Origin of the sequence: Haloterrigena gelatinilytica, from assembly GCF_013342145.1 — an archaeon.
Lineage (GTDB): Archaea > Halobacteriota > Halobacteria > Halobacteriales > Natrialbaceae > Haloterrigena > Haloterrigena gelatinilytica.
Map to the genome: position 1 here is coordinate 140,880 of NZ_JABUQZ010000002.1, position 24,862 is coordinate 165,741.

Annotated in this window: 26 protein-coding genes and 1 pseudogene; 18 read left to right on the forward strand and 9 right to left on the reverse strand. The window is 64.4% G+C overall.

Annotation, left to right across the window (positions count from 1 at the left end; all coding sequences use genetic code 11):
• The first annotated feature begins 70 nt into the window (after positions 1–70).
• A complete protein-coding gene (locus tag HTZ84_RS21875; protein WP_174682759.1) occupies positions 71–1,231 on the forward strand; it encodes a tyrosine-type recombinase/integrase in 1,161 nt (386 codons plus the stop codon).
• Positions 1,232–1,438: 207 nt separating this feature from the next.
• On the forward strand, positions 1,439–1,771 hold the full coding sequence (locus HTZ84_RS21880) for a hypothetical protein (protein ID WP_174682760.1): 333 nt from the start codon (positions 1,439–1,441) through the stop codon (positions 1,769–1,771).
• Between the two features lie 18 nt (positions 1,772–1,789).
• Here the strand turns inward: HTZ84_RS21880 and HTZ84_RS21885 are convergent, their stop codons facing one another.
• Together HTZ84_RS21885 and HTZ84_RS21890 are read right to left on the reverse strand one after the other, a co-directional pair.
• Complete coding sequence (locus HTZ84_RS21885) at positions 1,790–2,095, reverse strand: hypothetical protein (protein WP_174682761.1); 306 nt, start codon at positions 2,093–2,095, stop codon at positions 1,790–1,792.
• A 106-nt stretch (positions 2,096–2,201) separates the two neighbouring features.
• Positions 2,202–2,366 (reverse strand): hypothetical protein, encoded by a 165-nt coding sequence (locus HTZ84_RS21890; RefSeq protein ID WP_008895522.1) that lies wholly within the window; start codon positions 2,364–2,366, stop codon positions 2,202–2,204.
• 121 nt (positions 2,367–2,487) lie between these two features.
• Between HTZ84_RS21890 and HTZ84_RS21895 the strand changes: the two genes are divergently transcribed.
• The 7 genes and pseudogenes from HTZ84_RS21895 to HTZ84_RS21925 all read left to right on the forward strand — a co-directional run.
• Entirely contained in the window at positions 2,488–3,294 is an 807-nt protein-coding gene (locus HTZ84_RS21895; protein ID WP_174682762.1) for an alpha/beta hydrolase family protein, read from the forward strand.
• Between the two features lie 207 nt (positions 3,295–3,501).
• Positions 3,502–3,852 carry an ArsR/SmtB family transcription factor gene (locus HTZ84_RS21900; protein WP_174682763.1) on the forward strand — a complete coding sequence of 117 codons (351 nt, stop codon included), beginning with the start codon at positions 3,502–3,504 and terminating at the stop codon, positions 3,850–3,852.
• Entirely contained in the window at positions 3,849–4,160 is a 312-nt protein-coding gene (locus tag HTZ84_RS21905) for a DUF7521 family protein (RefSeq protein WP_008895525.1), read from the forward strand. The genes HTZ84_RS21900 and HTZ84_RS21905 overlap by 4 nt, the downstream gene beginning before the upstream one ends.
• A gap of 360 nt (positions 4,161–4,520) precedes the next feature.
• The gene (locus HTZ84_RS21910; protein ID WP_174682764.1) at positions 4,521–4,910 is read left to right on the forward strand and encodes a universal stress protein UspA; all 390 of its coding nucleotides are present in this window, start codon (positions 4,521–4,523) and stop codon (positions 4,908–4,910) included.
• 170 nt (positions 4,911–5,080) lie between these two features.
• Complete coding sequence (locus HTZ84_RS21915; RefSeq protein WP_174682765.1) at positions 5,081–6,256, forward strand: DegT/DnrJ/EryC1/StrS family aminotransferase; 1,176 nt, start codon at positions 5,081–5,083, stop codon at positions 6,254–6,256.
• A gap of 198 nt (positions 6,257–6,454) precedes the next feature.
• Positions 6,455–7,918 (forward strand): NAD-dependent epimerase/dehydratase family protein, encoded by a 1,464-nt coding sequence (locus HTZ84_RS21920; protein WP_174682766.1) that lies wholly within the window; start codon positions 6,455–6,457, stop codon positions 7,916–7,918.
• Positions 7,919–8,053: 135 nt separating this feature from the next.
• A pseudogene (locus tag HTZ84_RS21925) lies at positions 8,054–8,404 on the forward strand (cation:dicarboxylate symporter family transporter); the annotation flags it as partial.
• A gap of 69 nt (positions 8,405–8,473) precedes the next feature.
• On the opposite strand, the gene HTZ84_RS21930 reads toward HTZ84_RS21925, so the two are convergent.
• Entirely contained in the window at positions 8,474–8,797 is a 324-nt protein-coding gene (locus HTZ84_RS21930) for a chorismate mutase (protein WP_174682767.1), read from the reverse strand.
• Positions 8,794–9,666, reverse strand: coding sequence for a shikimate kinase (locus HTZ84_RS21935; RefSeq protein WP_174682792.1), 873 nt, complete (start codon positions 9,664–9,666; stop codon positions 8,794–8,796). Before HTZ84_RS21935 ends, HTZ84_RS21930 begins: the two co-directional genes overlap by 4 nt.
• Before the next feature lie 177 nt (positions 9,667–9,843).
• Between HTZ84_RS21935 and HTZ84_RS21940 the strand changes: the two genes are divergently transcribed.
• Both HTZ84_RS21940 and HTZ84_RS21945 read left to right on the forward strand, forming a co-directional pair.
• Complete coding sequence (locus HTZ84_RS21940) at positions 9,844–10,365, forward strand: DUF5796 family protein (protein WP_174682768.1); 522 nt, start codon at positions 9,844–9,846, stop codon at positions 10,363–10,365.
• 3 nt (positions 10,366–10,368) lie between these two features.
• The gene (locus HTZ84_RS21945) at positions 10,369–10,614 is read left to right on the forward strand and encodes a DUF7508 domain-containing protein (RefSeq protein ID WP_174682769.1); all 246 of its coding nucleotides are present in this window, start codon (positions 10,369–10,371) and stop codon (positions 10,612–10,614) included.
• A 275-nt stretch (positions 10,615–10,889) separates the two neighbouring features.
• Here HTZ84_RS21945 and HTZ84_RS21950 read toward each other — a convergent pair whose 3' ends face one another.
• Positions 10,890–11,279 carry a hypothetical protein gene (locus tag HTZ84_RS21950; protein ID WP_174682770.1) on the reverse strand — a complete coding sequence of 130 codons (390 nt, stop codon included), beginning with the start codon at positions 11,277–11,279 and terminating at the stop codon, positions 10,890–10,892.
• An 894-nt stretch (positions 11,280–12,173) separates the two neighbouring features.
• Here HTZ84_RS21950 and HTZ84_RS21955 point away from each other — a divergent pair.
• The gene (locus tag HTZ84_RS21955) at positions 12,174–12,683 is read left to right on the forward strand and encodes a hypothetical protein (protein ID WP_174682771.1); all 510 of its coding nucleotides are present in this window, start codon (positions 12,174–12,176) and stop codon (positions 12,681–12,683) included.
• A gap of 224 nt (positions 12,684–12,907) precedes the next feature.
• On the opposite strand, the gene HTZ84_RS23080 is transcribed toward HTZ84_RS21955, so the two are convergent.
• The 3 genes from HTZ84_RS23080 to HTZ84_RS21965 form a co-directional block, all read right to left on the reverse strand.
• Positions 12,908–13,042: a DUF7128 family protein gene (locus tag HTZ84_RS23080; RefSeq protein ID WP_256403518.1), complete on the reverse strand. Its 135-nt coding sequence runs from the start codon at positions 13,040–13,042 to the stop codon at positions 12,908–12,910.
• 59 nt (positions 13,043–13,101) lie between these two features.
• Positions 13,102–13,605 carry an SHOCT domain-containing protein gene (locus tag HTZ84_RS21960; RefSeq protein ID WP_174682772.1) on the reverse strand — a complete coding sequence of 168 codons (504 nt, stop codon included), beginning with the start codon at positions 13,603–13,605 and terminating at the stop codon, positions 13,102–13,104.
• An 86-nt stretch (positions 13,606–13,691) separates the two neighbouring features.
• Complete coding sequence (locus tag HTZ84_RS21965) at positions 13,692–14,600, reverse strand: ribonucleotide-diphosphate reductase subunit beta (protein ID WP_394353301.1); 909 nt, start codon at positions 14,598–14,600, stop codon at positions 13,692–13,694.
• Between the two features lie 80 nt (positions 14,601–14,680).
• On the opposite strand from HTZ84_RS21965, the gene HTZ84_RS21970 reads away from it, so the two are divergent.
• A complete protein-coding gene (locus HTZ84_RS21970) occupies positions 14,681–15,316 on the forward strand; it encodes a helix-turn-helix domain-containing protein (protein WP_174682774.1) in 636 nt (211 codons plus the stop codon).
• A gap of 77 nt (positions 15,317–15,393) precedes the next feature.
• Complete coding sequence (locus tag HTZ84_RS21975) at positions 15,394–17,613, forward strand: AAA family ATPase (RefSeq protein WP_174682775.1); 2,220 nt, start codon at positions 15,394–15,396, stop codon at positions 17,611–17,613.
• A 43-nt stretch (positions 17,614–17,656) separates the two neighbouring features.
• Here HTZ84_RS21975 and HTZ84_RS21980 read toward each other — a convergent pair whose 3' ends face one another.
• Positions 17,657–18,184, reverse strand: coding sequence for a DUF7382 domain-containing protein (locus tag HTZ84_RS21980; protein ID WP_174682776.1), 528 nt, complete (start codon positions 18,182–18,184; stop codon positions 17,657–17,659).
• A gap of 74 nt (positions 18,185–18,258) precedes the next feature.
• On the opposite strand from HTZ84_RS21980, the gene HTZ84_RS21985 reads away from it, so the two are divergent.
• The 4 genes from HTZ84_RS21985 to HTZ84_RS22000 all read left to right on the forward strand — a co-directional run bounded on the left by HTZ84_RS21985 (position 18,259) and on the right by HTZ84_RS22000 (position 24,717).
• Complete coding sequence (locus HTZ84_RS21985; protein ID WP_174682777.1) at positions 18,259–18,723, forward strand: DUF7311 family protein; 465 nt, start codon at positions 18,259–18,261, stop codon at positions 18,721–18,723.
• A gap of 31 nt (positions 18,724–18,754) precedes the next feature.
• A complete protein-coding gene (locus HTZ84_RS21990; protein WP_174682778.1) occupies positions 18,755–20,701 on the forward strand; it encodes a type II/IV secretion system ATPase subunit in 1,947 nt (648 codons plus the stop codon).
• Between the two features lie 7 nt (positions 20,702–20,708).
• Complete coding sequence (locus HTZ84_RS21995; protein ID WP_174682779.1) at positions 20,709–22,523, forward strand: secretion system protein; 1,815 nt, start codon at positions 20,709–20,711, stop codon at positions 22,521–22,523.
• Positions 22,524–23,478: 955 nt separating this feature from the next.
• Positions 23,479–24,717 (forward strand): orc1/cdc6 family replication initiation protein, encoded by a 1,239-nt coding sequence (locus HTZ84_RS22000; RefSeq protein WP_174682780.1) that lies wholly within the window; start codon positions 23,479–23,481, stop codon positions 24,715–24,717.
• Positions 24,718–24,862: the final 145 nt, after the last annotated feature.

Sequence of the window (24,862 nt, forward strand, 5' to 3'; positions counted from 1 at the left end):
CCCACTTTGGATTAGGCCAGTAATCACAAGTATCCTTATTGTTCGGTCCGCCGTACGGTGGTCGTAGTTGATGGACTCCAGCGATTCAGCGGTTTCATCCGACGGAACGGCCCTCGAGACCGCCCTTGCAGAGTGCCTCGAATCGAAGTCCGGCACCTCGCCGAACTATCGGCAGAACTTCGAGCGCGTCGTCGGCGCGTGGATCGACTTCTGCGACCGAAAAGACGTCGCGACACTCGAGGCCGTCTCGAAGCGCACGATGAACCAGTACTCGGCGCATCTCGCCCGCCGGATCGAAGCCGGTAACTCCGACAACGTCGATGGCGGGATCTCTGCGACGACCGCGTGGACGTACTACGACTACGTCTCGGCGTTCCTCTCGTGGGCCGTTCGCCACGAGTATCTCGCGGAGAACCCGGCCGACAAAGCCGTCGCTCGCGAGAGTCTCCCCGACCGCCCCTCGAGCGGCGAGTACGACCGCCAGTACTGGCAACCCGAGCAACGAAAGACGGTCGTGGACTTCGTCCGGCGCCGCGTCGACAGCGCCTACCAGGATCCGATCGCCCCGACGCCGATCCTCCATAAGCGTCTGCGGGACCGCGCACTCGTCGCGACGATCGCTTACTCCGGGGTTCGCGGCGGCGAAGTGCTGAAAGATCCGAACGACTCGCGACGGACCGGGCTGCGGTGGTCGCACGTCGATTTCGAGGAAGGAGTGGCGTGGATTCTCGGGAAGAATCAGGACACCGAACCGGCGCAGTTCCCGGAGCAAGTGACCGACCCACTCGAGCGCTGGTATGAGGCCTACGACCCGCCGAGCGATGACTGGCCGGTGTTTCCCTCGATGCACGTCCCGACGCTCTCGCGCCGGATTGCCGACGCCCTCGGCGGCGACGAACGCGACCGGCGGACCGCCGACCGCCATCACTGGACGGTCGCACTCGAGGCCGGCGTCGAACCGACGTCGATTACGACTGAGGGCGTCCGGTCGCTCATGAAGCGACTGAGCGCTGTTGCGGAGGTGCCGGGCCTCGATCTCGAGGCTGGCGAGTATCTGACCTTACACGGCGCCCGCCGAGGTGTCGGCGAGTTCCTGTATCGAAACGTGAGTCACGAACAGGCCCAACGGACGCTCCGACACGCCGACCCGCAGACGACCAGCGAGATGTACTCGCACATCGACGCGAGTGAACTGGCCGACGATAACACGGAAGCGTTCGACCGGGAGTGAAGATGCCGATAGGCTCCCGGATTGCGCTCTCCGAACCCCACTCGCGGTCGGGACTCCCCGGGAGCAGATAATTGCCGATCAGATTCAGGTCGGGAGCTAAGCGGGTCGACGCGTATTCCGGAATAGCACTATCGTGACGGATACTACGCCGGCGAGTCCGTTCGATTCGTTCGAGTCCCGACCGTACAGTGACACCTCGAGAAGCCGATGACCGATGCATCGCTCCGCCGCAGTTGGCTCGTCTCCGCCGCGTCGCTCGCGCTCTGGGCCGTTAGCACCGTCTCGCTGCTCTGCTACATAGTCGTTCTCGGCCCCTCGAGCGTTCAGCGACAGGTCCCCGAACGACTCTCCCGGAGCGCCCTCGAGTCGGGCGTCGAACCGCTGGTCGTCCTGCTGGGGTCGACGGTCGCGCTCGGTGCGCTCGCGGTGGTCTCGCTGCTGTACTACAGCTACGCGCAGTGGCGACACGTGCAGCGGCGTCGGCGTCGGCTCGAGTCCGAATCGGCGTCCGACTCCGACCTCGGTGTCGAACGGACGTAACGCGACCTCTGAGACGTCTCAGTCGTCTTGCTCCGGGCCAGCGGTCGCGTTTTCGTCGTCGCTATCGTTCTCCTCGCTCTCGTTGGCGTCCGGAGCGTAGCCCGTCGGCTCGCCTTCCTCCTCCATGTCGTCGCCGACCTCGTCCGGGTGTTCGGCCTGTTCGTCGTCGCTCGCGTTACCGTTATCGTCGCCGTCGCTCTCGTTGGTCTCGGTGTCGGTCTCGTTCTCGTCGCCAGGCCCGCTGTCGCTACAGCCGGCCAGTAGCGCCATCGATCCGACCGCGCCGAGACCCAGTTCGAGCGTCCGTCTGCGGGAACAATCCATCGTCGTCTTCGAGTGGTATTCGAGACGGCAGTATATCGCCGGTGCTTGCGATACCGTACCCGTCGCCGTCTCGAGTCCGCCGACGCGATCGGTTCGGCCGTCCGGGTCAGGACGGATGCTGGTGTCTGACCTTCTCGGCGATCTGTCCCGGCACGGGCGTCCCGCAGTCCGTACACTTCCAGCTGGGCGTCGCGATCCCCGGCTCCTTTTCGAGGTCCTGTTTGAACTCGAGGAGGGCGCCGCAGGTACAGCGGTAGGTCGTGCGGGTCATAGACGGTAGATCACGGTGAATGGAAGTAAATGATTGGTCCACGGCGCTCCCGTCCCGATCGAGAACCACAGATGCCGCGGAACGACAACGCATACGGTCGCGACCGCCTTGATATGGATCGATGACCGAAACGGAACAGCGGATCGCCGTCGCCGACGGGGAGACGATCGCCGCCGTCCACCACGAGGCCCCCGGCGACGACTGGATCGTCTTCTGTCACGGCTTTCTGAGCGACAAGAGCGGGAGCTACGAGCGTCGGTGTCGACGGGCGGTCGAGCACGGGTACGATGCCGTTCGATTCGACTTCCGCGGCTGCGGGGACTCCGACGGACGGTTCGTCGAACAGACGCTGAGCGACAAACTCGCGGATCTGCGCGCCGTCCTCGACTACTTCGCGCCGCCGTCGGTCGTCCTCTTCGGCTCGAGTTTCGGCGGCAAGGTCGCGTTCCACGCGGCCGTCGACGACGAGCGGGTCGCGGCCGTCGCGACGAGAGCGCCCGTGACGTACAACCGCGCGTTCGACGAGTATCGGGCGATCGTCGAGCGCGAGTCCTCGAGTCGGCAAGCGGCGGGATCCGAGCAACGCGAAGGTCCCGAGAATACGAGCGGTGGAACCGCGAGAGCGAAGCGAGACGCGAACCGCGAGGGCGTCTACGAGTTCGAAACCGGCGACCGAATCGACGAGCGGTTCTTCGACGATTTCGAGTCGTACGCGTTCGGTGACGTCGTCGCTTCCCTCTCGGTTCCGGTCGCGATCTTCCACGGGCGCGAGGACGACTCCGTCGCCGTCGGCGACAGCGTCGACGCCGCGGCCGCCCTGGAAACGGACGTCCTCCTCGAGGCGTTCGCGACGGAGGGACATCGGTTCTCGACCGACGCGGAGTCTCGCCTGCTCGAGCGACTGTTCCACTGGCTCGAAACGCGGTGAGGTCGAACCCGTCGTCGATCGTTTCGCTTCGCCCGACACGATAAACCACATTTCGATATACGAATAATTCTTGCGACCACGACGCTCGAGGCGGCATCGATATCCCCGTGGATCCCTCCTCGTTCCGATGATGAATTCGAAAGCGCATTTTCTCGGTCAGAAAAATCGGACCGCTTTTGATACTAATAGGGAAACGAACAGGTAGCAGTGAGTGAGGATACCGATTTATCGACGGTGCTCGCCGTGCTCGACGACGAGTACGCACGTGATATCCTCACCCATACGAGCATCGAACCCATGTCTGCTAGTACCCTGAGCGAACGGTGTGATGCGTCCCTGCCCACGATCTACCGACGGCTCGATCGTCTCGAAGAGTGTCAACTCGTCTCCGAGGAGACCGAACTCGCCCCCGACGGCAATCACTACAGCGTCTACAGCGCGAACCTCGAGTCGCTGGAGCTCTCCCTCGGTGACGGCGAGTTCGAACTCGAGGTCACCTACCAAGACGAAGCGGACGTCGCCGACAAGTTCACCCGCATGTGGGAGGGGATGCGATGAGCCAGGACGTCGTTCGAATCGACCAAGCACCCCTGTTCGAACTGTTGACCGTCGCGAGTCTCTTCCTCGTCGCGCTGATCGGGACGCTCATCGCGTACCAGGCCTACCGCGGCTACCGTCGCAACGACGCGTCGTCGATGTTCTATCTCGCCGTCGGCCTGCTCTTTCTCACCCTCTGTCCGTTTCTGATCAACGTGACGGTGACGACCGCGTTACAGGCGGATCAGGTCGTCACGGTCTTTCTCGAAAACGTCAGCAGACTCGTCGGACTGGTCGCGATCATGTACTCGCTGTACGGGCAGCATTAAGGGTTCGACGCGACCGAAATCGGTCGGAACGCGATTCTCTGTGGGCCGAAGCGAACTGCGGGGAGAGGGGACGGATGAGCCAGGCCGGCCCGGATGGGGAAGGCCGGCCTGACGTTCAGGGTGGGGCTAGACGATGGGGATGGGATGATCGGATTCGACGGGGAGAGTGCCGCCGGGATCGGGTTCTCCGCCCCGGTCACTCCTTTCGGCTGTCCACTAATAGTGATACGAGCGTGTTTTCTGGGTCGGAAAATCCTCGCTAGTCGGCGACTCGTCGACGGAGACCGCTGGCAGCGCGGTCGCTGACGGCTCGGACGGCGGTTCCACAGATTCTTTGGACCGCCGCTCGAGAGATCCGATATGCACTATCTCGTCGGAACGACGTCCGTCCACACGACGGCGGCGATCTGCGACTACCTCGACGAGCGGGCGACGGCCGACGACACCGTCACGGTCGTCGCCGTCGCGTCGGCCGACGACGCGACGGCCCGTCGGGACGCACAGGAGGCGCTGAACGTCGCCCCCGTCAGACTGGCGACCGTCGGGGAGGTCCGGACGGAGCTTCGCGAGGACGATGACGACCCGGCTGCGGGCCTGCTCGAGGAAGCGGCGACCGCCGAGGCCGACGAACTCCTGATCACGCCGCGCGAGGTGACCGCCGACGCTACCTCGGGCGTCGGAACGACCGCTCGCGCCCTCCTCGAGGAGTCGTCGTTGCCCGTCGTCGTCGTTCCGGCTTCCGAACTGTAAACGCGCAACGCGCAAAGCCGAACGCGATCGACGGTCGTCGCCGGCGACGCGGGTCGGCGTCCGCAGTCGATCACTTTCACTTCCATTGACTCTCACTACTTTCGAAACGAGTGCCTTCGCCGCGGTAGCGGACGGCTACTTAATCGGCTCTTCCGCGAACCGATCACGTAATGTGCGACGAAATTCCGTTATTCGAAATTCCGTGGGACGAAAACGACGTGACCAACGCCGTCGATTCGCTCACTCGTGGCTCCTACTGGGCGAACGGGCCGTACATCGAGGAGTTCGAGCGCGGACTCGAGGAGTACCTCGGCATCGAGCACGCGATAACGGTCAACTCCGGGACGACGGCGCTGGTCGCCGCGCTGACGGCACACGGAATCGGCGAGGGCGACGAGGTGATCGTCCCCTCGTTTACGTTCATCGCGACGGCGAACGCCGTCCGACTCGTCGGTGCGCGACCGGTATTCGCCGACATCGAACGGGAGACGTACGGGATCGATCCGGAGCACGCCGCGACGCTGATAACCGACGATACGGCCGCGATCGTGCCCGTCCATCCGTACGGCGCCCCCTGCGAGGTCGGGCTGCTCGAGGATATCGCCGCCGACGCAGACGTGGCGCTGATCGAGGACGCCGCCGAGGCGTTCGGATCCGATTACCGCGGCCGCACGCTGGGGACGATCGGCGACTCCGCCGCGCTGAGTTTCTGTCAGAACAAGGTCCTGCCGACCGGCGAGGGCGGAGCCGTCGTCACCGACGACGACGACGTCGCTCGCCGACTCGACCGGTTTCGCTCGCACGGTCGGGCCTCGGAGGACTACTTCGACTCGAGCGATAGCGGCGAGTACGTCAGCCTGGGAACGAACGTCCGAATGTCGGATCTCGTCGCGAGCATCGGCTGTTCCCAACTCGAGAAGGTCGAAGACCACATCGCGAACCGACGGCGCGTCGCGACGCGCCTCTCCGAGGGACTCGCGGACGTCGACGGCGTCGAACCCCACACGGCGGGCGGTCGCGGCCGGCACGTCTACCAGCTCTATACCGTTTCCTTCGACGAAAGCGTCGATCGAGACGTCGTTATCGACACGTTATCTTCCCGGGGTATCTCGTCGAAAATCTACTGGGAGCCGGCCGTTCATCTGACGCAGAGCTACCGCGACGAGTACGGCTACCAACCGGGTTCGCTCCCCGTCACGGAGGAAGTCGCGGGACGCGTTCTCTCGCTACCGATGCACCCGGAACTCTCCGCGGATCAGATCGACCGTATCACGTCGGCCGTCGAGACCGGCGTCGAACGCGGGCGGGAAGTCGAGACGGCGGATCGACCCAGACCGTCGAACTGACCGCTTTCGGTCGCTATTTTGAGGCGCCGACCGTCGGAAGGCGGGTTCACCGATCGGGTGCCGCGCTCGCTCGAGAACCGACTACCTGTCTAGAAAACCGATCCATAACAAAGGGGAACAATCCGGTTTGGATGAGTAGGCCGCGCTGACGTCGGTGCGAGACCGCGGATGCTGCGGCAGTTGGGGTCAAAGTCACCTATGAGATGGCCAGTTACAGCCGATGCAGGGACGTCGATCCGGACGGCGATCGCGCGGATCGATCGCTCCGATTACAGAGGTATCGTTGTCGTCGACGACGAAGACCGACTCGTCGGAACAGCGACGGTCGATCGACTCAGACAGGCTCTCCGCGACGGCGCCGCGCCCGACGCACCGGTTGCGACCGCCGTCGACGAGGAGCCGACCGTCGTCGACGCGAGCGACTGGCGGCGAACGGCCGACACCGATTCCGAGGCCCGCGAAAACGCGGCCGACGAGACGGTTGTCACGCCCGTCGTCGACGAGGACGGGACCGTTATCGACGTCACGGTCGCCGAGCGCCTCGACCGACCCGCGGCCGACGCCGAACCGACAGCCGCCGGCGTCGACCGAGTACTCGTCGTCGGCGGCGCGGGATACCTCGGCTCCGTCCTCTGCCGCCAACTCCTCGACGAGGGGTACGACGTCCGCGTTCTCGATCCGCTGCTGTACGGCGACGGCGGGATCGCCGCGCTGACCGACAACGATCGGTTCACGCTGCTCCGTGACGACGCGCGATCGGTCGACGCGGTCCTCGAGGCGATCGACGGCGTCGACGCGGTCGTTCACCTCGGCGGGATCGTCGGCGATCCGGCCTCCGAAATCGATCCCGAGAAGACCCTCGAGTACAACCTCCACTCGACGCAGCTCCTGGCGTCGCTGTGCAAGTACCACGGCATCACGCGGTTCCTCTTCGCTTCGACGTGTAGCGTCTACGGCCGATCCGACGGCGATACCGGACGCCTCTCCGAGGACGACGCGCGCAACCCCGTCTCGTTGTACGCCCGACTGAAGATCCAGTCCGAACGCGTGCTCCGCGAGCTCGCCGACGAACACTTCTCTCCGACGATCCTCCGGATGGCGACGGTCTACGGCCGATCGCCGCGGATGCGGTTCGATCTCGTCGGGAACATCCTCCCCGCGAAAGCCCACTCGGAGGACGTCGTCCCCGTCTTCGGCGGCGACCAGTACCGACCGAACGTCCACGTCGACGACGCCGCTCGCGCGTACGTGGAGTGTCTCGCGGCGCCGATCGAGGACGTCGGCGACGCCGTCTTCAACGTCGGCTCGAACGAGCAGAACTATCGGATCGACGAACTCGCGACCATCGTCGAGGACTGTTTCCCCGACGCGTCGATCGAATACCACGACGAACTGACCGACGAGCGGAGCTACCGCGTCGAGTTCGACAGGATTCGATCGGTGCTAGACTTCGAGCCCGAACGAACGGTCCGCGATCACTGCCTCGAGTTGCGAGAGGCGTTCGAAGCCGGGCTGTACGACGAGTACACGGCCACCAGGTACAACAACTACGAAACGCTCGACCGGGCTCCGAACTTCGAAAACACGACCGCCGTTCTCGAGTCCGACGACGAGCCGAAGACCGAGCGCCCGCACGAAAAGCTCCCCTCCGGCGAAGTGTAGTCCGATCGAGGTGGTGCCGACTGCCGCTAGCTGCGACCTGTCTGCTAACTATCGGCGTAGACCCGCCCGTATACGCCCGGATGCTGCGTGGTCAACTGTTTCACATAACAGCGTCTAAAAATATGTGCGATGGTAGCAACAGCTATTCATCGAGGTTGGAGTCGGTATCGCTCGGTACCGATCGTCTACCGGATCGGCGCGGCGTTCGTCCTCGGATCGATCGCCGTCCTCGCGGGGATCGGGACCGCGGGCGTCCCGAGTGCGGACCTGATCCTGATGACGCTCGTCCTGACCCAGGTCGGGCTCCCCGTCGAGGTCGTCGGCTTCATCGCGGGCATCGATCCGCTGCTCGACCGCCTGCGAACCATGACCAACGTTACCGGCGATCTGGCCGTCGCGACGCTCGTCGGTCACCTGAACGGCGAGGTCGACTTCTCGAGCGGCTCGTGGAGCGGGACGACGGCGGCGAGTCCGAGCGATGACTGACGGGTTCGACCGCTCCCGGAGGAGGAACCGTCGCTGCACCCGATCCGAGGTCTGAAAACAGTCTCTCGATTACCGATTCTCGCGCTGCTCGACCTTGTTCAGTTCGATCAGCAGTCGGAAGATCGCCTTCACGAGGTTGGCGTCGACGTCGAACTGTTCGGCGTTCTCTCCGGCCCGCTCCATCACCTGCTGTTCTTGCTTCTCGTCGGTCGTCGGCAGCCCCTGTTCGTCCTTGACCTGGGCGATGGTATCGGCGACGTAGGTGCGCTGGGCGATCAGTTCGACGATCTCGCGGTCGATCGTCTGGATCTCCTCGCGCAGTTCGTCGAGGCTCATCTCGTCAGGCAGTCGGTTCTCCGTCCCGCCGTCCGCGGCTGTCTCGTTGCGAGTCATGTCGTTCGTGTTCCGTCCGTTCGCGTCGTCAGTAATCGTGTCGTTCCGTCTCGGTCGTCCCACCGATCACGGACCGCCTCGAGCGTCGAGCGATCGCCGACGGCGACGTAGCTCGGGCCCGTCCCCGACAGGGAGACGCCCGCGACCTCGGGCATGACGTCGATCATCGGTCCCGTCGGGAACTCGAGGGCGGCCGAGAAGGCGAAGCCGTTGACGGTCATCGCCTCGCCGTAGCGACCGTCGAGGGCGAGGTCCGCGACGAGCTCGGCCATCGGCGCGACGCGCTCGCAGGCCGAGATATCGGCGTCGGCGCTGAAGGACTGTTCCGGCGGCGTGTAGACGAGCGCGTCCCAGTCGACCGTCTCTCGAGCGAGCAGTTCGTCGGTCGCGTTGTCGGTGACGGTGACGCCGCCGAGCATGCTCGCGCTGGCGTCGTCGAAGGCGCCCGTCGCGGTGACGCCGGCGTCACGAGCCGCGCGAACGCCCAGCCGACAGGCGTCGATCCGGTCGACCGTGTCGGCGATCTCGAGGGCGTCGAGCGTCGCGAGCACGGTCGCGTTCGCCGCGGCGCTGGAGCTCTTCAGACCCGCGGCCATCGGCACCTCGCTGTCCGTTCGGACTCGAGCGCCGACGGTCGAGGCGTCGAGGCCCGCCGCGTCGGCGTGCTCGGCGAGCGTCATCGCGACGCAGCGCTCGATGAGCGTCGTGTCGGCGTCGGGCTGTCCCGCGATTTCGGCGTCGATCTCGCCGTCGTCGGTGAGTTCGACGGTAGCTGTCGTCTCGAGGTCGATCGCAAACGCCGAGCCGGTCCCGGTCGCGAGCGCGTTGAGAACCGTTCCGGCTGCTGGGGCGACGGCGCGGCCGTCCATAGTCACACTCTCTCAGACCGCCTACTTACGGCTGACGGTTCGTCGGATCCGCGGGCTCCCGCCGTCTCGCGGCCACGGACGCGATCGTCCGATCGGTAGCCACCGGCCCGCGTCTCGCGGCGGCGGACCGACGACGGAACCGACCGCTTTTCCGGGATCCGCCCGAACGAGCGACCAATGAGCGCGCGCAACAACGTCGCACCCAGCACGATTGCCGTCGACTTCGTCGAGGGCGGCGTCGTCGTCGAGTACCTCGACGGTCGGGACGTCTTCTATCACGGTCCGCCGAAACCCGTCGAGGGAGCGATCACGACGCCGCCGGGCAAGGAAGTGCACGTCCTCGTCACTGACCCCGACGGCGTCGAGGGCGTCATGACCTACGTCAACGACCGCAACACCCACGACGACATCCTCGAGTCGACCGGCGTCGGCCGCGTGATGCTCGACCGCGACGACGAGGAGGAGCTGTTCCCCGGCGTCACCGTCGCCACGGAGGGCTACTCGATCCGCGTCGAGGCCGACCTCTCGGCGGTCGACGGCCGCGTGTTCGTCTTCGCCGAGGACGAGATGAGCGAGCACGCCTACGAACTCGTCGAGCGCGTCGACGAGGACGCCGACGCGACCGTCGAGGACGAATCGGACGGCACCGCCAACGGTGACGACACCGCCGGCGACGAGTCCGGCACGAACTGGGGTTAAGCGATGCCGCTACAGAAACCCTGGCGGGACCTCGACCGGGACGCGGTCTCGAGCGCGCCCGATCGACCCGGCGTCTACGAGTTCGGCGACAGTTCGGGGACGGTGCAGGCGGTCGATCACGGCGTCCTCCGCGACGAACTCAAAACCGCGTTGGCCTACGGCGACGCCGACCGCGTGCGATGGACGGAAACCCACACGCTCGAGCAGGCTCGCGAACTCGCCGCCGAGCATCGCGAGCGACTCGAGTGACGGTGCGTTCGGGATCGGGCGCTGTGAGACGCTTCTCGTTCTCGTTCGGTGACGGCTTTTCTCGGGGACCGATCCACAGTGACGAAACTCTCCGGGGTCTGAACGACTCTCCGTCGGGTCAGCAGCCGTTAGTGCGGGCCGGCACGCTCGTCGTTACCCATCGAACGAACGGGGGCCACCAGTATCGTAAAAGAGAAACGAGACTGCCTCAATAGCGAGGAGTCCCGTTAGAGCGTCATCCACCGATTCTAATCGGACTCCACCACTTTCTGCCTTTAGTAGTCGCCGTGTTTCTTGTGGCCCCTACCGCGCTTCTTCTTGTGGCCCTTACCGCGCTTCTTTTTGTGACCTTTGCCTTTCCCACGCTTCTTCTTCTTTTTGTGACCCTTGCCTTTCCCGCGTTTCTTCTTCTTTTTGTGGCCCTTGCCTTTTCCGCGCTTCCTCTTCGGCTTGTGGCCCTTCTTTTTGCCTCTCCCTTTCTTGCTGGCCTTTGTATTACCACGCTTCCCGCTTTTCTTCGATTTGTGTCCGGGCGGCGTTTTCTTATCGTAGTCGTCTTTTCCACTTGCCGAAGCGGCGCCGGTGAATCCGATCGCGGCGAGGCTCGCCGTCCCCACAGCTCGGAGGATACCCCGGCGGTCGCTCGTTTTCTTGTCTTCAGTCATTTTCGTTCTCGGGCGGGGTTCCGCCCGTCAGAGGGAACTTCGGGGATCTGTATTAACGGCTACAATCGTTACAACCGTTGACTACAACCGTTACAATCGTTTCGAGGCGTCAATTCTACATACTAACTATTCCCGATCGGGTGAATAAATCCGGGAAGATTCGGTGAAATTTAACGACGTTTATTCATCCTACGGAAAGTAACTCGATCTCAGTAATTAGACACGGGCCCAGACACGAGCGGACGTCGAAGGCGTCAAACCGTGCCGTAACCGGGCCGATAATTTCGGCCAGTGGGGAGAACCGATTTATGGTTCCCCCATACTGGTTCAGTTACGGTCCCTTACTAACGGGACGTTTCGATATAGCGCTCGAGAGTAACTGAGACGGCTGAGTTGCTTTCGGACGGAACGCTACGTTCAGCGTGCACGGTACTGAGGTAAACGACCGGTAGCACCGTTTCAGCGGTCGATTCCGCGTACTGGCTCTGGCCGCAGTGACGAATGGCGGTTCGCTGGGAACTCTGCGACATGTTGTCGAGAAAAACGTATCGCGTGAGAACCAGTAGCCCTGGTTAGATACGCGTAAAAGTGCGTTCACTGGGTCCCGCGCTGGATCGCCGTGATACCGGTTTTCGGGTCAGCGTTACTACGTGTATCGTCTACTGATTGTTACCAGAGCCGATCCCCGAGCGATCGATCCCGAGAATCAGGCCTCGGGATAACCGTTTACCGTTTCAACTGCTACTATCCGTAACCAATTGAGGGTTACCTCATAGCGACACAGTCTCCTTTTCGATAACGGTATTCCATCAGATCAATATATTCCCATTTCGGATGACGTTATCCTATAGGGGAAGAGCACTCTCAACACATTCGAGCGCTATCGTAGGTGTGATGGTACCCGAGCCCGAGGACATTCCCCCCGTGACCAACGGGCGCGCGCTGACGACGGACCGCGACAGACGGCACCTCGCCCGCGCCGGTGACGCGGACGATAACGACCACTATCAGGCCGTCTCGAGGGTTCGCCGGCGGATCCGCGAGAACATCGACGAAGACGTCGAACTGCTCCGGGAGCACAATCCGCGTCTGCTCGAGGAACTACGAGGCGTCGTCTGTGAACCGACGGAAGACGACGGTCCGTTAGACGAGGCCATCGAGCACATGATCGACGCCCTCGAGAACGTCAACCGCGTTCGCAGTCGGCGGTACGAGGCTGGAACGCAGGACGCCCGAGATCGGTCGGCCGACGGCGACGAAGACGGCGATCATGACGGGGGCCGGTCCGCAACCGAGGACGCTCGGCTCGAGACTGCGCTGAACCACATCGACGCCGCCCGACGAGCGCTCGTCGCCGAGACCGAGGAACCGGTTTCCGGGGCCGAACGGGACCCGGATCAGTGAAAGCACGCCCCACTCCTCGCATGCGGCACGCAGTAGGTTCCAGTTCCGCGCGTCCGGCCGTTCTCGCTCATTGTTCGTCACCGCTCTCCGTTCGTCGCCACCGCGTTCGGGTTACCAGTCCGCTCCACAATCGCGCGTGTGCCGCCTACGACCTGTTCCGGACTCTCGGGTTCGAACGCACGCTCGACCCGGGTGACCGGCGCCGCGGCGTCGACGCCGGTCGGTCACTGGATGTACGACGGATCGGAGCCGTCGCAGTGGTTCTCGTGTTCGGTCGCGTCTGACTTCTCGTCGAACAGCAGCCCGCAGGTCTCGCACTCCCACCAGGTCGCGTCGTCGCGCTCCGTCTGGAGTACCATAGGGAGGCAGTCACCGCGAACGGCAAAATGCGTTTCTCCGAATCTGGAGCCGTTATTCGTTACTTATCGATCTCGACGTTCGTGTGCGCATTCGACCGCGACTGCGCGTCCGCGGCGTCGTCGTCCAGCAGCCGCTGCATCTCGCGTTCGAACTCCGCCTCGCTGATCTCGCCGTCGACGTACTGCTCTTTGAGTCGCTGTCTGCGATCCTCGGTCGTCGGCTCGACTCGCTCCGAGGCGTCGAGCTGCCGCAGGACGGGATACTCGCGCTCGAGGCGCTCGACGATCGACACCAGCCGATCGCTTCGGGGGAGCGACGCGGTCCGGAGAACGGAGACGACCGTCGCGACCAGAAACGCGATCGCGATTAGCCCGAGGACGACCGCGGCGACGACCCACTCGGCGGCCGCCCCGAGCATCGCCAGCACGAGGACCTCCTCGCTGTAGGTCGTTCCCCCGGAGAGCACGGAGAGCGCGTCGAAGAGACCCAGTAGCCCGACGCCGACCAGTAGAATCCCGGTGACGACGAAGCCGCCGAAGTACAGCCAGTGACGCGATGCCATATGCGATAGTCAGCCACGGGATAAAGTAAGTGTACGGGGTCGGTCCGTCGAAACAGATCCCCGTCCGGTTACCGCTGCTAACGGGTCTACGCGTCGAGTTCGGTCAGTTCTTCGACGTCCGGAATCTTCTCGCTCGCGGTCGTGATCTGTTGCATGCGCTGTTCGTGTTTGTTATATGCGTACTCGGCGAGGTCCGACGGGCTCGGACCGGGGCCCGCCTCGGTGCTGGCCCCACCCTCGCCGGCGAGACTGTCCTGGACGAGCGGCACCAGTTCGTCGACCGTGTCCCGAAGCACGTCGGGATCGACCTCGCCGTCCATCACGAGCGACTTGAGTTGGGCCATCCCGAAGCCGACGTGGCGACCCTCGTCGCTGCGGACCAGTTCGAGCCCCTCGACCAGCCCCGGCAGATCGGGGAGGTCGGGCTCCTGCTCCCCGTACGCGAGTGTCAGCCCGTAGTAACCCGTCTGCGCGAGGATGCCCTCGATCGTCAGGTGGTAGTGACAGTGGGCCTTCGCGCGGTTCTCCGGTGTGTCGTCCTCGAGCAGGCGCGCCATCGCCCGTTCGTTGCGCTCGAAGAGTTCGTCGTAGGGGTCGTTGAACCACCGCTCGTCGGTCGGCGACGACCGTTCCTGTCCGCGTCGGTCCTCCTCCGTATGGATCACCTCCCGCCAGTAGCGGTCGAAGAAGTCGGTGTGTTTCGACTCCTCGTAGAGTTGGGTCGTGATGAACAGCTGGTCCTCGACGTCCTCGAGGACGACCGCCAGCGGCGCGAGGTCCTCGGTCACCGACTCCTCGCCGGCGCCGAACAGCGCCAGCGACCGTTTCAGCCCCTCGAACGCCGGGTCCGGGAGATCGGCGACGCCCTCGCGGTCCGCCTCGAGATCGATCTCGTGGGGGTCCCAGTGCTTTTCGACGGCGTTCCGGTAGTATCGATGGGAACGCGTCGACGAATCCAGTCGCATCTCGGGCCGTGCATCGCGCGTCATGTTCATGTGAGTATACGCTCGAGATCCCGATGAACTTGTATCTCGTACAGTAGGGTGTTTAAGTAATATCGGACGGACGCGATCGCATGGGGCTCATCGCGGAGTTCAGATTGACGTCGCTCGATCTCCCACTGACGGACGCGGTCGTGGCCGTCCCCGAGGTCACGGTCTACATCGAACGAATCCTCGTCGTCGATCCCGATCGACCCGTCGTCCTCTGTCGGGTCGTCGACGACTCTAACGGCGAATTCGGCGCCGCGTTGGCCGACGATCCCACGGTCGCAGAGCACATTCCGCTGGACGAATCGAGCGGCAGCACGTTCTATCGGATCAAACTTCGCAATCCGCCGGTCCCGATCTACCGGAAGTACGTCGAACTCGGCACCACGCCGCTCGACGGAATCGTGACCGTCGACGGCTGGTGGGGGCGCGCCCGGTTTCCCGGCCGCGAGGCGCTGGCCGAGTACCGCGCGTTCTGCGTCGATCGGGGTGCGTCCTTCCAACTCGAGCGACTCACGCGGGAATCGGCGGCGGACGATCCGCCGTTCGGCCTCACGCGGGAACAGTACGACGCGCTCGTCGCGGCCCGGGACGCGGGCTACTTCGCGGTACCGCGGGAGACGTCGACCGAGGAAATCGGCGAGCGACTGGGGATTTCGGGACCGTCTGCCTCCGAGCGCATTCGCCGGGGAATCGATCGGTTGCTCGAGAACGCGCTGTAGCAGGACGGCGCAGCGATTCGACGTCAACGTCGATTGACAGGACAATTCTCAAGGCGACGCGGGCGAAAGGACCCTCCATGAGCGAGTCGGATTCGGACGGCGTTTCGCTGACGGTTCGAGCCGCCGAAAAGCGAGACGCCGGGCGCGGCGTCGCGCGGATCCCGGAACTGGCGCGGCGCCAGCTCGGCGTGTTGAGCGGCGACACCGTCGTCATCGAAGGCGAGACGGCGACCGTCGCGAAGATGTGGCCGGCCGATCCGTCGGTCCCGGAAAACGTCATCCAGATCGACGGGGACACGCGCGCGAACGCCGGCGCGCACGTCGGCGATACGGTCACCGTTCGGACGAAGGATACGTCGACGATTGCCGAGGCCGAGCGCGTGACGCTGACGCCGCCGCCGACGCTGACGGACGACCAGGTAGCGGCCGCCGAACGCGAGGCGACCAAGACCCTCCGCAACCGGCCCGTGCGAGCCGGCGAACAGATCCGAATCGAGGGCGTCGATCAGGAGCCGTTCCGCGTCACCGACACCGCTCCCGACGGCGACGTCCGCATCACGAGCACGACGACGGTCCGGATCGTCGGCGGCGACGCGGGAACGAGCGGCGGGTCCTCGAGGACCGGCCGGAGTGACGGGCGAAATCGCGATGAAGGGACGACCGGGTCGGCGGCGGACGGTACGGCCGCGACCGCACCGACGGAACCCACCTCCGGCGTCACCTACGAGGACATCGGCGGGTTGGACGAGGAGCTCGAGCTCGTCCGGGAGATGATCGAGCTCCCGCTCTCCGAGCCCGAACTGTTCCGCCGGCTCGGTGTCGATCCGCCCTCCGGCGTCCTCCTGTACGGTCCGCCGGGCACCGGGAAGACGCTGATCGCCCGCGCGGTCGCCAACGAGGTCGACGCCAACTTCGAGACGATCTCCGGGCCGGAGATCATGTCGAAGTACAAGGGCGAGAGCGAGGAGCGGCTCCGCGAGGTGTTCGAGCGCGCCGAAGAAAATGCGCCGACGATCATCTTCTTCGACGAGATCGACTCCATCGCCGGCCAGCGCGACGACGACGGCGACGCCGAAAACCGGATCGTCGGCCAACTGCTGACGCTGATGGACGGTCTCGACGCCCGCGGCGAGGTGATCGTCATCGGCGCGACCAACCGCGTCGACACCATCGATCCCGCGCTCCGTCGGGGCGGCCGCTTCGATCGCGAGATCCAGATCGGCGTCCCCGACGCGGACGGCCGCAGAGAGATTCTCGAGGTCCACACCCGCGGGATGCCCCTGGCCGACGACGTCAGCGTCGACGCGCTCGCCCGCCGAACGCACGGGTTCGTCGGCGCGGACCTCGATTCGGTCGTCAGCGAGGCCGCGATGGCGGCGATCCGCGGGCGGCCGACCGAGAGCGACGAGCGGGCGGCGTGGAATCGGGAGCCGACGGTCCACAAGCGCCACTTCGACGAGGCGCTGGCCTCGGTCGAACCATCCGCGATGCGCGAGTACGTCGCCGAATCGCCTAACACCGACTTCGCGGACGTCGGCGGCTTAGAGGAGGCCAAACAGCTGCTCCGGGAGTCCGTCGAGTGGCCGCTGACCTACGACCGGCTGTTCGAGGAGACCAACACTCAGCCGCCGTCGGGCGTGCTCCTCCACGGGCCGCCGGGGACTGGAAAGACGTTACTCGCACGCGCGCTCGCGGGCGAGACCGACGTCAACTTCGTCCGCGTCGACGGCCCCGAGATCGTCGACCGCTACGTCGGGGAATCGGAGAAGGCGATCCGCGAGGTGTTCGAACGCGCCCGCCAGTCCGCGCCGTCGATCGTCTTCTTCGACGAGATCGACGCGATCACGAGCGCCCGCGGTGAGGGCAACGAAGTCACCGAACGGGTCGTCTCCCAACTGCTGACGGAACTCGACGGAATGCGGGAAAACCCAAACCTCGTCGTGCTGGCCGCGACGAATCGCAAGGATCAGATCGATCCCGCCTTGCTCCGCCCCGGACGACTCGACACCCACGTCTTCGTCGGCGAACCCGATCGCGAGGCCCGGGAGAAGATCCTCGCGGTCCACACCCGCGGCAAGCCGCTTGCCGACGACGTCGACGTCGCGGAACTGGCCGGCGAACTCGAGGGGTACACCGGCGCGGACCTCGAGGCGCTCGTCCGAACGGCCTCGATGCAGGCGATCCGGGAGGTCGCCGAGCGGTACGACCCCGAGGACGCCAACGAACGCGCCGACGAGGTCGTCATCGAGCGCCGGCATCTCGAGGCGGCGCGGGAGAACGGCGCCCCGACGCGGTGATCGGATACGGGCACCCTCCCGAAACCGCGGCCGTTCGCGTCCCTCAGAAGTCCGACGCCACGCGGATTTCGGGGTTGGGCTGCTCGTCGATGTAGTTGCTGTCCGACGGCGGGATCACCTCGAGTTCGATCGTGCCGATGTCCTGGTCGGCGCGGAGGCTCTGGTCGCCGTCGAACTCGAGGAGCGCCTCGTGGTCCTCGAGACCAGACCCGTCGCCCGTCTCGGCTTCGACGACGCCGTCGAGTTGCGCCGAACCGGCCGTCGCGATCACCCTCGCGTTTTCGACGTTGTTGCCGTTCTCGTCGATGACCGAGACTTTGACCTCGCCGTCCGATCCACCCGCGTCGGCCTCGACGAGTTCGTCTTCGATCTCGACGGATACCTCCGTATCGCCGACGTCGCCGATGCCGCCGAGCATGTTGAGCATGAGCGCCAGCGCGGCGACGCCGACGACCAGGGCGATGACCAGCCGAATCGGTAACCCTTCGATCGCGCGGTCGTCCCCGCCGAACGAACGCCGCGAGCGGTGCGTCCTGTCGGCGACGTCCGCCGCCGATTGGTCCGAAACCATACGACCTCTGGCCCCGGCTTCGCACTTAAACTACAGACCGACGGTTTACGTACGAAGGGACGGCCAGCAGATGCGTGATCCGCTACGTTCTCGCAGCGGTCCTCTCGCTCGCGTTGCTCGCGGCCGCCGTTCCCGCACTCGAGTACGGCGCCGCGATGAACACCGAGCGAACGCTCGATACGGGCATCGAGGATCTCGACCGAGCGGCGACGTCGCTCGCCGCGAACGACGACCCCACGCCCGACACGCACCCGGATCCGCAGCGGGTCGTCACTGTCTCGCTCCCCGAAGACTCGCTGACGACGGCGGGCGTCGACCACTTCGAGGTCGTTCCCCGCGAGGACGGCAACTTCAGCGCCGCGCGGTACGTCCTCGAGGACGGCACGACCCGGACGGCGACCATCGACGAGCGGATCGTCTGGCTCGAGCCGACGGAGAACGAACCGATCGAACTCGGTGGCGCGGGGGAGCGAGAGCTCGTATTGACACTGGAAACGGACGCGAACGACGAGCCGGTCGTCGTCGCGCGGCGGGCGTGAGTTTATACCGGAACGCGCGGCCAGTGGCCCCATGACGGGAGACGGAGCCGAAGGCAGCCTTCGATCGGTTATCGGCGGATTCGGCGTCGGTCGCGTGTTCGACAGCCTCGAGCGATTCGGCGATTCCGAGCCGCCGGACGCGTGTTCGTGTCGCGTCGCCACGGCGGGCGAGACCCTCGTCCTCGACGCCGGCGACTGCGACGGCGACCTCGCGACCGCGCCCCCGTGTCGCCGAACGGTCGTCGACGCGCTGACCGACCGCGACGCCCGCCGGATCGTCGTTCGGACGAACGGCCTCGAGTACCAGTACCGCGGCCGCGGCGTCGACCTGCTCGCCGCGGCGGGGCGGTTCGTCGACCGACTGGGGGACCGAGACGACGCGTTGCTCGCGACCGCACGGCGGGATCCGCTCGCGATCGCAGGCGAACGCGGGCGGCAAACCGGCGTCGTAGCCGACATCGTCCGCGAGTCGGCGCTCGTCGACGTCGCGCGAGAGGTCGAGAACTACGATGCAGTGCTGTCCCCAACGGTCGGACTCACGATCGGCCACTACCGGATCGATCCGACGATCCCGGACGACACGCGGTTGCGAGACGTTCGGTCGCTCGAGACGGGCAGCGAGGTGCGAATCTACGACCGACCCGGCGGCGTCACGGCGTACGCGCTCGACGTCGTCGATCTGACGCTCTCGGCGGCCGAACGGTCGCGTCTCCTCGAAGGCCACGAGGCCGTCGCCGAGGGAGCGGTCGGCGGCGAACGCGCGGCCCCGCGGGCGATCGAACACGTCACCGACGGACCGGCCGATTCGCTGGAGATGGACATTCTCACGAAGCATACGAGCGGCTACGGAATTCTCGAGGACCTGTTCGCCGATCCGCGGCTCTCGGACGTGTACGTGACGTCGCCGGTGGCGCGAAATCCGCTCCGCGTCGTCGTCGACGGCGAGTCGATGGCGACGAACGTCTATCTGACGGCCGAGAGCGCACGCGCGCTCGCGTCCCGGGTGCGGCGGACGAGCGGCCGCGCGTTCTCGCGGGCGAATCCGACGGTCGACGCGACGGCGGTCCTCGAGAACGGCGCCGGCGTCCGCGTCGCCGGCGTCACCGATCCGGTCGCCGACGGCGTCGCCTTCGCGTTTCGGGAGCGAACGGACGATCGGTTCACGCTCCCAGAACTCGTCGCGAACGGGACGGTGCCGACGGCGCCGGCGGCGTTCCTCTCGATCGCCGTCGAACGAAACGCCGCCGGGCTGATCGCCGGCACCCGCGGCGCGGGGAAGACGACGCTGCTCGGGACCCTCCTGTACGAACTGCCCCCGGAGACCCGAACGGTCCTGCTCGAGGACACGCCCGAACTCCCGGTCGCCGCGCTCCAGTCGGTCGGGCGAAACGTGCAGGCGCTGCGAACCGGCAGCGAGGACGGACCGGAGATCACTCCGACGGAGGCGCTCAGAACCGCGCTTCGCCTCGGCGACGGCGCGCTCGTGGTCGGCGAGATCAGGGGCGAGGAGGCCCGCGTGCTCTACGAAGCGATGCGGGTCGGCGCGAACGCCAACGCGGTCCTTGGGACGATCCACGGCGACGGCGCCGGCGAGGTTTACGAACGCGTCGTCTCCGACCTCGGCGTCGCGTCCTCCTCGTTCGGCGCGACGGATCTGATCGCCACCGTCCAGTCCCGGCGCACGGCCGAGGGTCGACGGCGGCGGCTCGCCCGCATCGAGGAGGTCATCAGCGACGGCGACGACCACTGGTTCGAACCGCTGTACGAACTCGAAGACGGGGCGGCCGCGCCGACCGGCCGGATCGATCGCGGCGAGAGCCGACTCGTCGATCGGCTCGCCGGGCCGGACGAAACCTACGCCGACGTTCGCCGTGCACTCGAGACGCGAACGAACCAACTGGCGGCGCTCGCGGCGGACGGGCGGACGAGCCCGCAAGCGGTCGCCACGGCCTGCGCCGAGCGGCAGTACGACGGGTGATCGATCGATGGGCCGCTCATCCGACTCCGCTACCGCGTCCGGTACCGGTGCGACCGAAATCGGTGGCGGCACCGGGGGGACGGACGAACGCTCCGATACCGCGTCCGCCGGCTGGCGCGCGACGCTCGTTCGCTCGCTCGCCGCGCTCTATCCCGCCGCCGTCGAGCCGTCCGACGACCTCGAGGAAGCGCTCTCGTTCGTCGACTCGCCCTACGACGCCGAGACGGTCGTTCGGGCGGGATACGGGGCCGGACTGCTCGCGGCGATCCCGCCGCTTCTCCTGGTAGCACTCGGTGCACCGCTCCCGTTCGTGCTGTTTTTCGTCCTCGTGACGCCGATCGCGACGACCTACGCGGTGCGTTCGTTCCCGCGACTGCAGGCCGCGTTCCGGCGAACGGAAGCGCTCGGCGAGACGCCGAACCTCATCGGCCGCGCCGTCCTCCGCATGCAGATCCAGCCGTCACTCGAGAGCGCCGTCCGGTTCGCGGCCGACACCGGAACCGGTCCGCTCGCCGACGACCTCGCGGCGCACATCGACCGCTCGATCGGGACGCCGGAGACGGGGCTGCTCTCGTTTACCGAGGCGTGGGCCGATCGATTCCCGGCGCTTCGGCGCTCGGCGCATCTGCTCGCGGCGGCCCAGGACGCACCGGCGGGCGAACGCGAGCGGACGCTCGATCGCTCGCTCGCGGCCGTCCTCGACGGAACGCGCAGTCAGATGGCAGAATTTACGGCCTCGATTCGGACGCTGACGACCGGGCTGTTCGCGTTCGGGATCATGATCCCGCTGGCGCTGATCGCGCTCGTCCCGACCGTCCCGATGGTCGGCGTCTCGATCAACATCTGGGTCCTGATATTCCTCTACGACGTCGTGTTGCCTGCCTGTCTGGTCGTCGCGGGGCTGTACCTGCTCGTTCGCCGACCGGTCGCGTTTCCGCCGCCGACGATCGGGCGCGATCATCCCGACGTTCCCGATCGACTGTGGCTTCGGGCGCTGTGGGGCGTCCTCGCCGGGATCGGCGTCTACGCGATCGTGGACGCGGTCGGCCCCGCGCACCTCGCGCCGATCGTCGCCGGCGGCTTCGCGGTCGGCGTCGCGCTGCTGGCCGTCTATAGCCCGATCCTCGCGGTCCGTCACTACGTTCGCGACGTCGAGGATCACCTCACCGACGCCCTCTACATCGTCGGCCGGCAGGTCTCCGACGGCGAGTCAGTCGAGTCGGCCGTCGAACTCGCGGCGACCCGCGTCCCAGGGGAAACCGGCGCCGTCTTCGAGAACGCCGCCGGACTGCAGCGACGCCTCCGAATCGGCGTCGAGTCGGCGTTCCTCGGTCCCCACGGCGCGCTCGAGGACGTTCCCAGTCCCCGCGCTCGAGGCACGGCCGCGCTGTTGGCGATCGCGTCGAAGGAGGGCAAGCCCGCCGGGCGCGCGGTCGTCTCGATGGCCGATCACTTAGAGGACCTCTCGGAGGTCGAAGCCGAGACGAAACGGAACCTCGCGAAGGTGACGGGGACGCTCGACGCCACGGCCGCGTACTTCGCGCCGATGGTCGCCGGCGTCACCGTCGGGATGGCTGCGATGATGGCGAGCCAGAACGTGTTCACCTCGAGCGAGGTCGACGCGGCCGCGTTCCCCGCCGAGCCTCTCGCGATCGTGATCGGAATCTACCTTATCATGCTGTGTTTCATCCTGCTGCCGCTCTCGATCGCCCTGCGACACGGCGTCGATCGGGCGCTGATCGGCTACCACGTCGGCCGCGCGCTGACGACGTCGATGGTGCTGTACGCAGTTACCGTTGGGTGTATCGATTTCTTTCTTTGAGTTCTAAACTGGAAAAGGGAATCTGGTATGAAACGGGATATATAAACCCACACCACCAGTTCCGCAGTAACCCTACTCGCTGACTCTCATACGCACCGTATTCGAACAGATCCCCACCCCACCAGTTCCGCTGTTAGCAACTCGAAGGAGACCCCTACCTACCACTGTTTCGTGTATCCCTCCCAGCCTCTAAGAGAGGTCTACTGACGGACTCCAAGCGGACCGAGAGATAGACTATGGTTTACCCGACGAGTCACCTGATGAGTGTTACACCCCACTATTTCCACTAGTTAGCGTACATGATGAGAGTTAGCAGTCGTGCCTACCCCCTCACCCCCCACAATTTCCAGTTAAACTAGCGGCGAAGGCCTCTTAAACTCTATCGTTATTTTATTTCGGAATATAAAAGAGATACCACTCTAGCTCTCCTACGGACTAGCTCAAACGCTATTATAATAAATATTTGTATGGCAGAATTTTTCTACTAGGTGGTTCTCTTTCATGGCGCTTTACTGGAAACAGTGGGGTGGGGGTGTTCCGTCATGCCCGACGGAAGAATCCCTCGCAGTATGCTGGTTCAAATTCTTGCCGAGTATACTGGAAATGGTGGGGTCTGTCCTGTATATAAAGAACTATCTACTGGAAATACTGGAAGCCAATGGTTCTTCTCTCTTGTGACCTGCTAACTGGGGTTACCGCGAATTACTGGAAACGACGGGGTGGGTCAGTCACTCGTGATCTGATGCCTTTACTGGAAATAGTGGGGAGGTTCCTCATTGAGAGTCGGTTCATCTGAGGATCATCCACGCGACTAACACGAAAATCTCCCAATAAACTGGAAACGACGGGGTCGATATCAAATAGTGGAGATCATACTACCTGGTGGTTATACTGGAAATAGCGGAAACAGTGGTCGAAACAATTATAATTCTATCCTGAATAAGTTGAACACAATATGGCTCCTCGATTCCAGCCGGACGACACGTTGTACAAACGTCGGAATACACTCAAAGTCGAGTACGTTCCAGACGACATCGTCGGGCGGGATAATGAGATTGAGGAATACGAAGCGGCCCTACAGCCGATCATCAACGGTGAGTACCCCGACAACATCTTCATCTATGGTAAAACTGGCGTCGGAAAGACGGCTGTGACTAACTTCTTATTAAACGAGCTTCTTGAATCAGCGGAACAATTCGAAGTCGACCTCTCTGTCATCTCTCTCAACTGCGATGGTCTTAATACGAGTTACCAGGCCGCGATTAGTCTAGTGAACAATCTCCGAGAGCCTGAAGATCACATCGCCGAAACCGGCCATCCCCAATCCAAGGTCTATCGTCTTCTCTGGGATGAACTCAATAAGCTCTCTGGGACCGTGATCATTATTCTCGACGAGATCGATCACATCACGGACGACACGTTCCTCTACCAGATTTCTCGTGCCGACAACAACGGATATATCGACAACATTCAGCTCGGCCTCATCGGGATCAGTAACGACTCGACGTTCCGGGAGCAGCTCGATGCGAAGGTTCAATCGTCTCTGTGTGAAACCGAGATTTCGTTCCCGCCATACGGCACGGAAGAGCTCCAGAAGGTCCTCGAACAGCGGGCCGATATCGCATTTCACCAGAACGCACTCGAAGAGGGAGTGATTGCGTTGTGTGCAGCCCTTGGTCGTCAGGACGGTGGCGACGCCCGACGAGCGATTACACTCCTTCGGAAGGCTGGCGATCTTGCACGCACCGAGAACGCGGATTCAGTGACGACTGACCACGTCGAACGCGCTCAGGAGAAACTCGAGGCACAGCAGAGCATGAACATCATGCGTGACCTCACCGAACACGAGCAACTCACACTCTATGCATTGACCACACTGGCAGCGGAGGATACTACACCAGCCCGGTCGCGGATTGTCTACCAGCGCTACAAAGAACTCTGTGAGTTCCAGGGTCGTGATCCCCGTACTGCCCGCCGAATGCGCAGCTTCCTGTCCGATTTCGAGATCCTCAATCTAACGCTTTCGCACATGGAACACCGCGGTCAAAACGGTGGAACATACCGTGAGCATGAACTCAATCGCGACATCGCGACTGTCGTCGACGCGCTACAGACGATTATCAGCGAATTCGGTGCACATCGGAGTCTCATCGAGTACCTTCCTGACTCTGGTAAAGAATTCACAGCGATTTAGCTAAAAGACGAAAATCGGTTACAAGACGGCGACGACAATAGCATTCTCGAGACGGACGCTCGAGTCTAACACAGACATCCCAGCACTTCATGTGTTTTCCGAGCACACACTAGTGCTTCATGTGTTCCTATGAAGCACAACAGAC

Bases quoted from the DNA above. Each gene is read 5' to 3' on its own strand.
- HTZ84_RS21950 (WP_174682770.1), bottom strand. From the start codon at position 11,279: ATGACTGAAGACAAGAAAACGAGCGACCGCCGGGGTATCCTCCGAGCT.
- HTZ84_RS21990 (WP_174682778.1), top strand. From the start codon at position 18,755: ATGACGGGAGACGGAGCCGAAGGCAGCCTTCGATCGGTTATCGGCGGA.
- HTZ84_RS22000 (WP_174682780.1), top strand. From the start codon at position 23,479: ATGGCTCCTCGATTCCAGCCGGACGACACGTTGTACAAACGTCGGAAT.
- HTZ84_RS21955 (WP_174682771.1), top strand. From the start codon at position 12,174: ATGGTACCCGAGCCCGAGGACATTCCCCCCGTGACCAACGGGCGCGCG.
- HTZ84_RS21880 (WP_174682760.1), top strand. From the start codon at position 1,439: ATGACCGATGCATCGCTCCGCCGCAGTTGGCTCGTCTCCGCCGCGTCG.
- HTZ84_RS21960 (WP_174682772.1), bottom strand. From the start codon at position 13,605: ATGGCATCGCGTCACTGGCTGTACTTCGGCGGCTTCGTCGTCACCGGG.
- HTZ84_RS21915 (WP_174682765.1), top strand. From the start codon at position 5,081: ATGTGCGACGAAATTCCGTTATTCGAAATTCCGTGGGACGAAAACGAC.
- HTZ84_RS21965 (WP_394353301.1), bottom strand. From the start codon at position 14,600: ATGAACATGACGCGCGATGCACGGCCCGAGATGCGACTGGATTCGTCG.
- HTZ84_RS21890 (WP_008895522.1), bottom strand. From the start codon at position 2,366: ATGACCCGCACGACCTACCGCTGTACCTGCGGCGCCCTCCTCGAGTTC.
- HTZ84_RS21980 (WP_174682776.1), bottom strand. From the start codon at position 18,184: ATGGTTTCGGACCAATCGGCGGCGGACGTCGCCGACAGGACGCACCGC.
- HTZ84_RS21905 (WP_008895525.1), top strand. From the start codon at position 3,849: ATGAGCCAGGACGTCGTTCGAATCGACCAAGCACCCCTGTTCGAACTG.
- HTZ84_RS21875 (WP_174682759.1), top strand. From the start codon at position 71: ATGGACTCCAGCGATTCAGCGGTTTCATCCGACGGAACGGCCCTCGAG.
- HTZ84_RS21975 (WP_174682775.1), top strand. From the start codon at position 15,394: ATGAGCGAGTCGGATTCGGACGGCGTTTCGCTGACGGTTCGAGCCGCC.
- HTZ84_RS21995 (WP_174682779.1), top strand. From the start codon at position 20,709: ATGGGCCGCTCATCCGACTCCGCTACCGCGTCCGGTACCGGTGCGACC.
- HTZ84_RS21935 (WP_174682792.1), bottom strand. From the start codon at position 9,666: ATGGACGGCCGCGCCGTCGCCCCAGCAGCCGGAACGGTTCTCAACGCG.
- HTZ84_RS21940 (WP_174682768.1), top strand. From the start codon at position 9,844: ATGAGCGCGCGCAACAACGTCGCACCCAGCACGATTGCCGTCGACTTC.
- HTZ84_RS21920 (WP_174682766.1), top strand. From the start codon at position 6,455: ATGAGATGGCCAGTTACAGCCGATGCAGGGACGTCGATCCGGACGGCG.
- HTZ84_RS21885 (WP_174682761.1), bottom strand. From the start codon at position 2,095: ATGGATTGTTCCCGCAGACGGACGCTCGAACTGGGTCTCGGCGCGGTC.
- HTZ84_RS21910 (WP_174682764.1), top strand. From the start codon at position 4,521: ATGCACTATCTCGTCGGAACGACGTCCGTCCACACGACGGCGGCGATC.
- HTZ84_RS21945 (WP_174682769.1), top strand. From the start codon at position 10,369: ATGCCGCTACAGAAACCCTGGCGGGACCTCGACCGGGACGCGGTCTCG.
- HTZ84_RS21970 (WP_174682774.1), top strand. From the start codon at position 14,681: ATGGGGCTCATCGCGGAGTTCAGATTGACGTCGCTCGATCTCCCACTG.
- HTZ84_RS21930 (WP_174682767.1), bottom strand. From the start codon at position 8,797: ATGACTCGCAACGAGACAGCCGCGGACGGCGGGACGGAGAACCGACTG.
- HTZ84_RS21895 (WP_174682762.1), top strand. From the start codon at position 2,488: ATGACCGAAACGGAACAGCGGATCGCCGTCGCCGACGGGGAGACGATC.
- HTZ84_RS23080 (WP_256403518.1), bottom strand. From the start codon at position 13,042: ATGGTACTCCAGACGGAGCGCGACGACGCGACCTGGTGGGAGTGCGAG.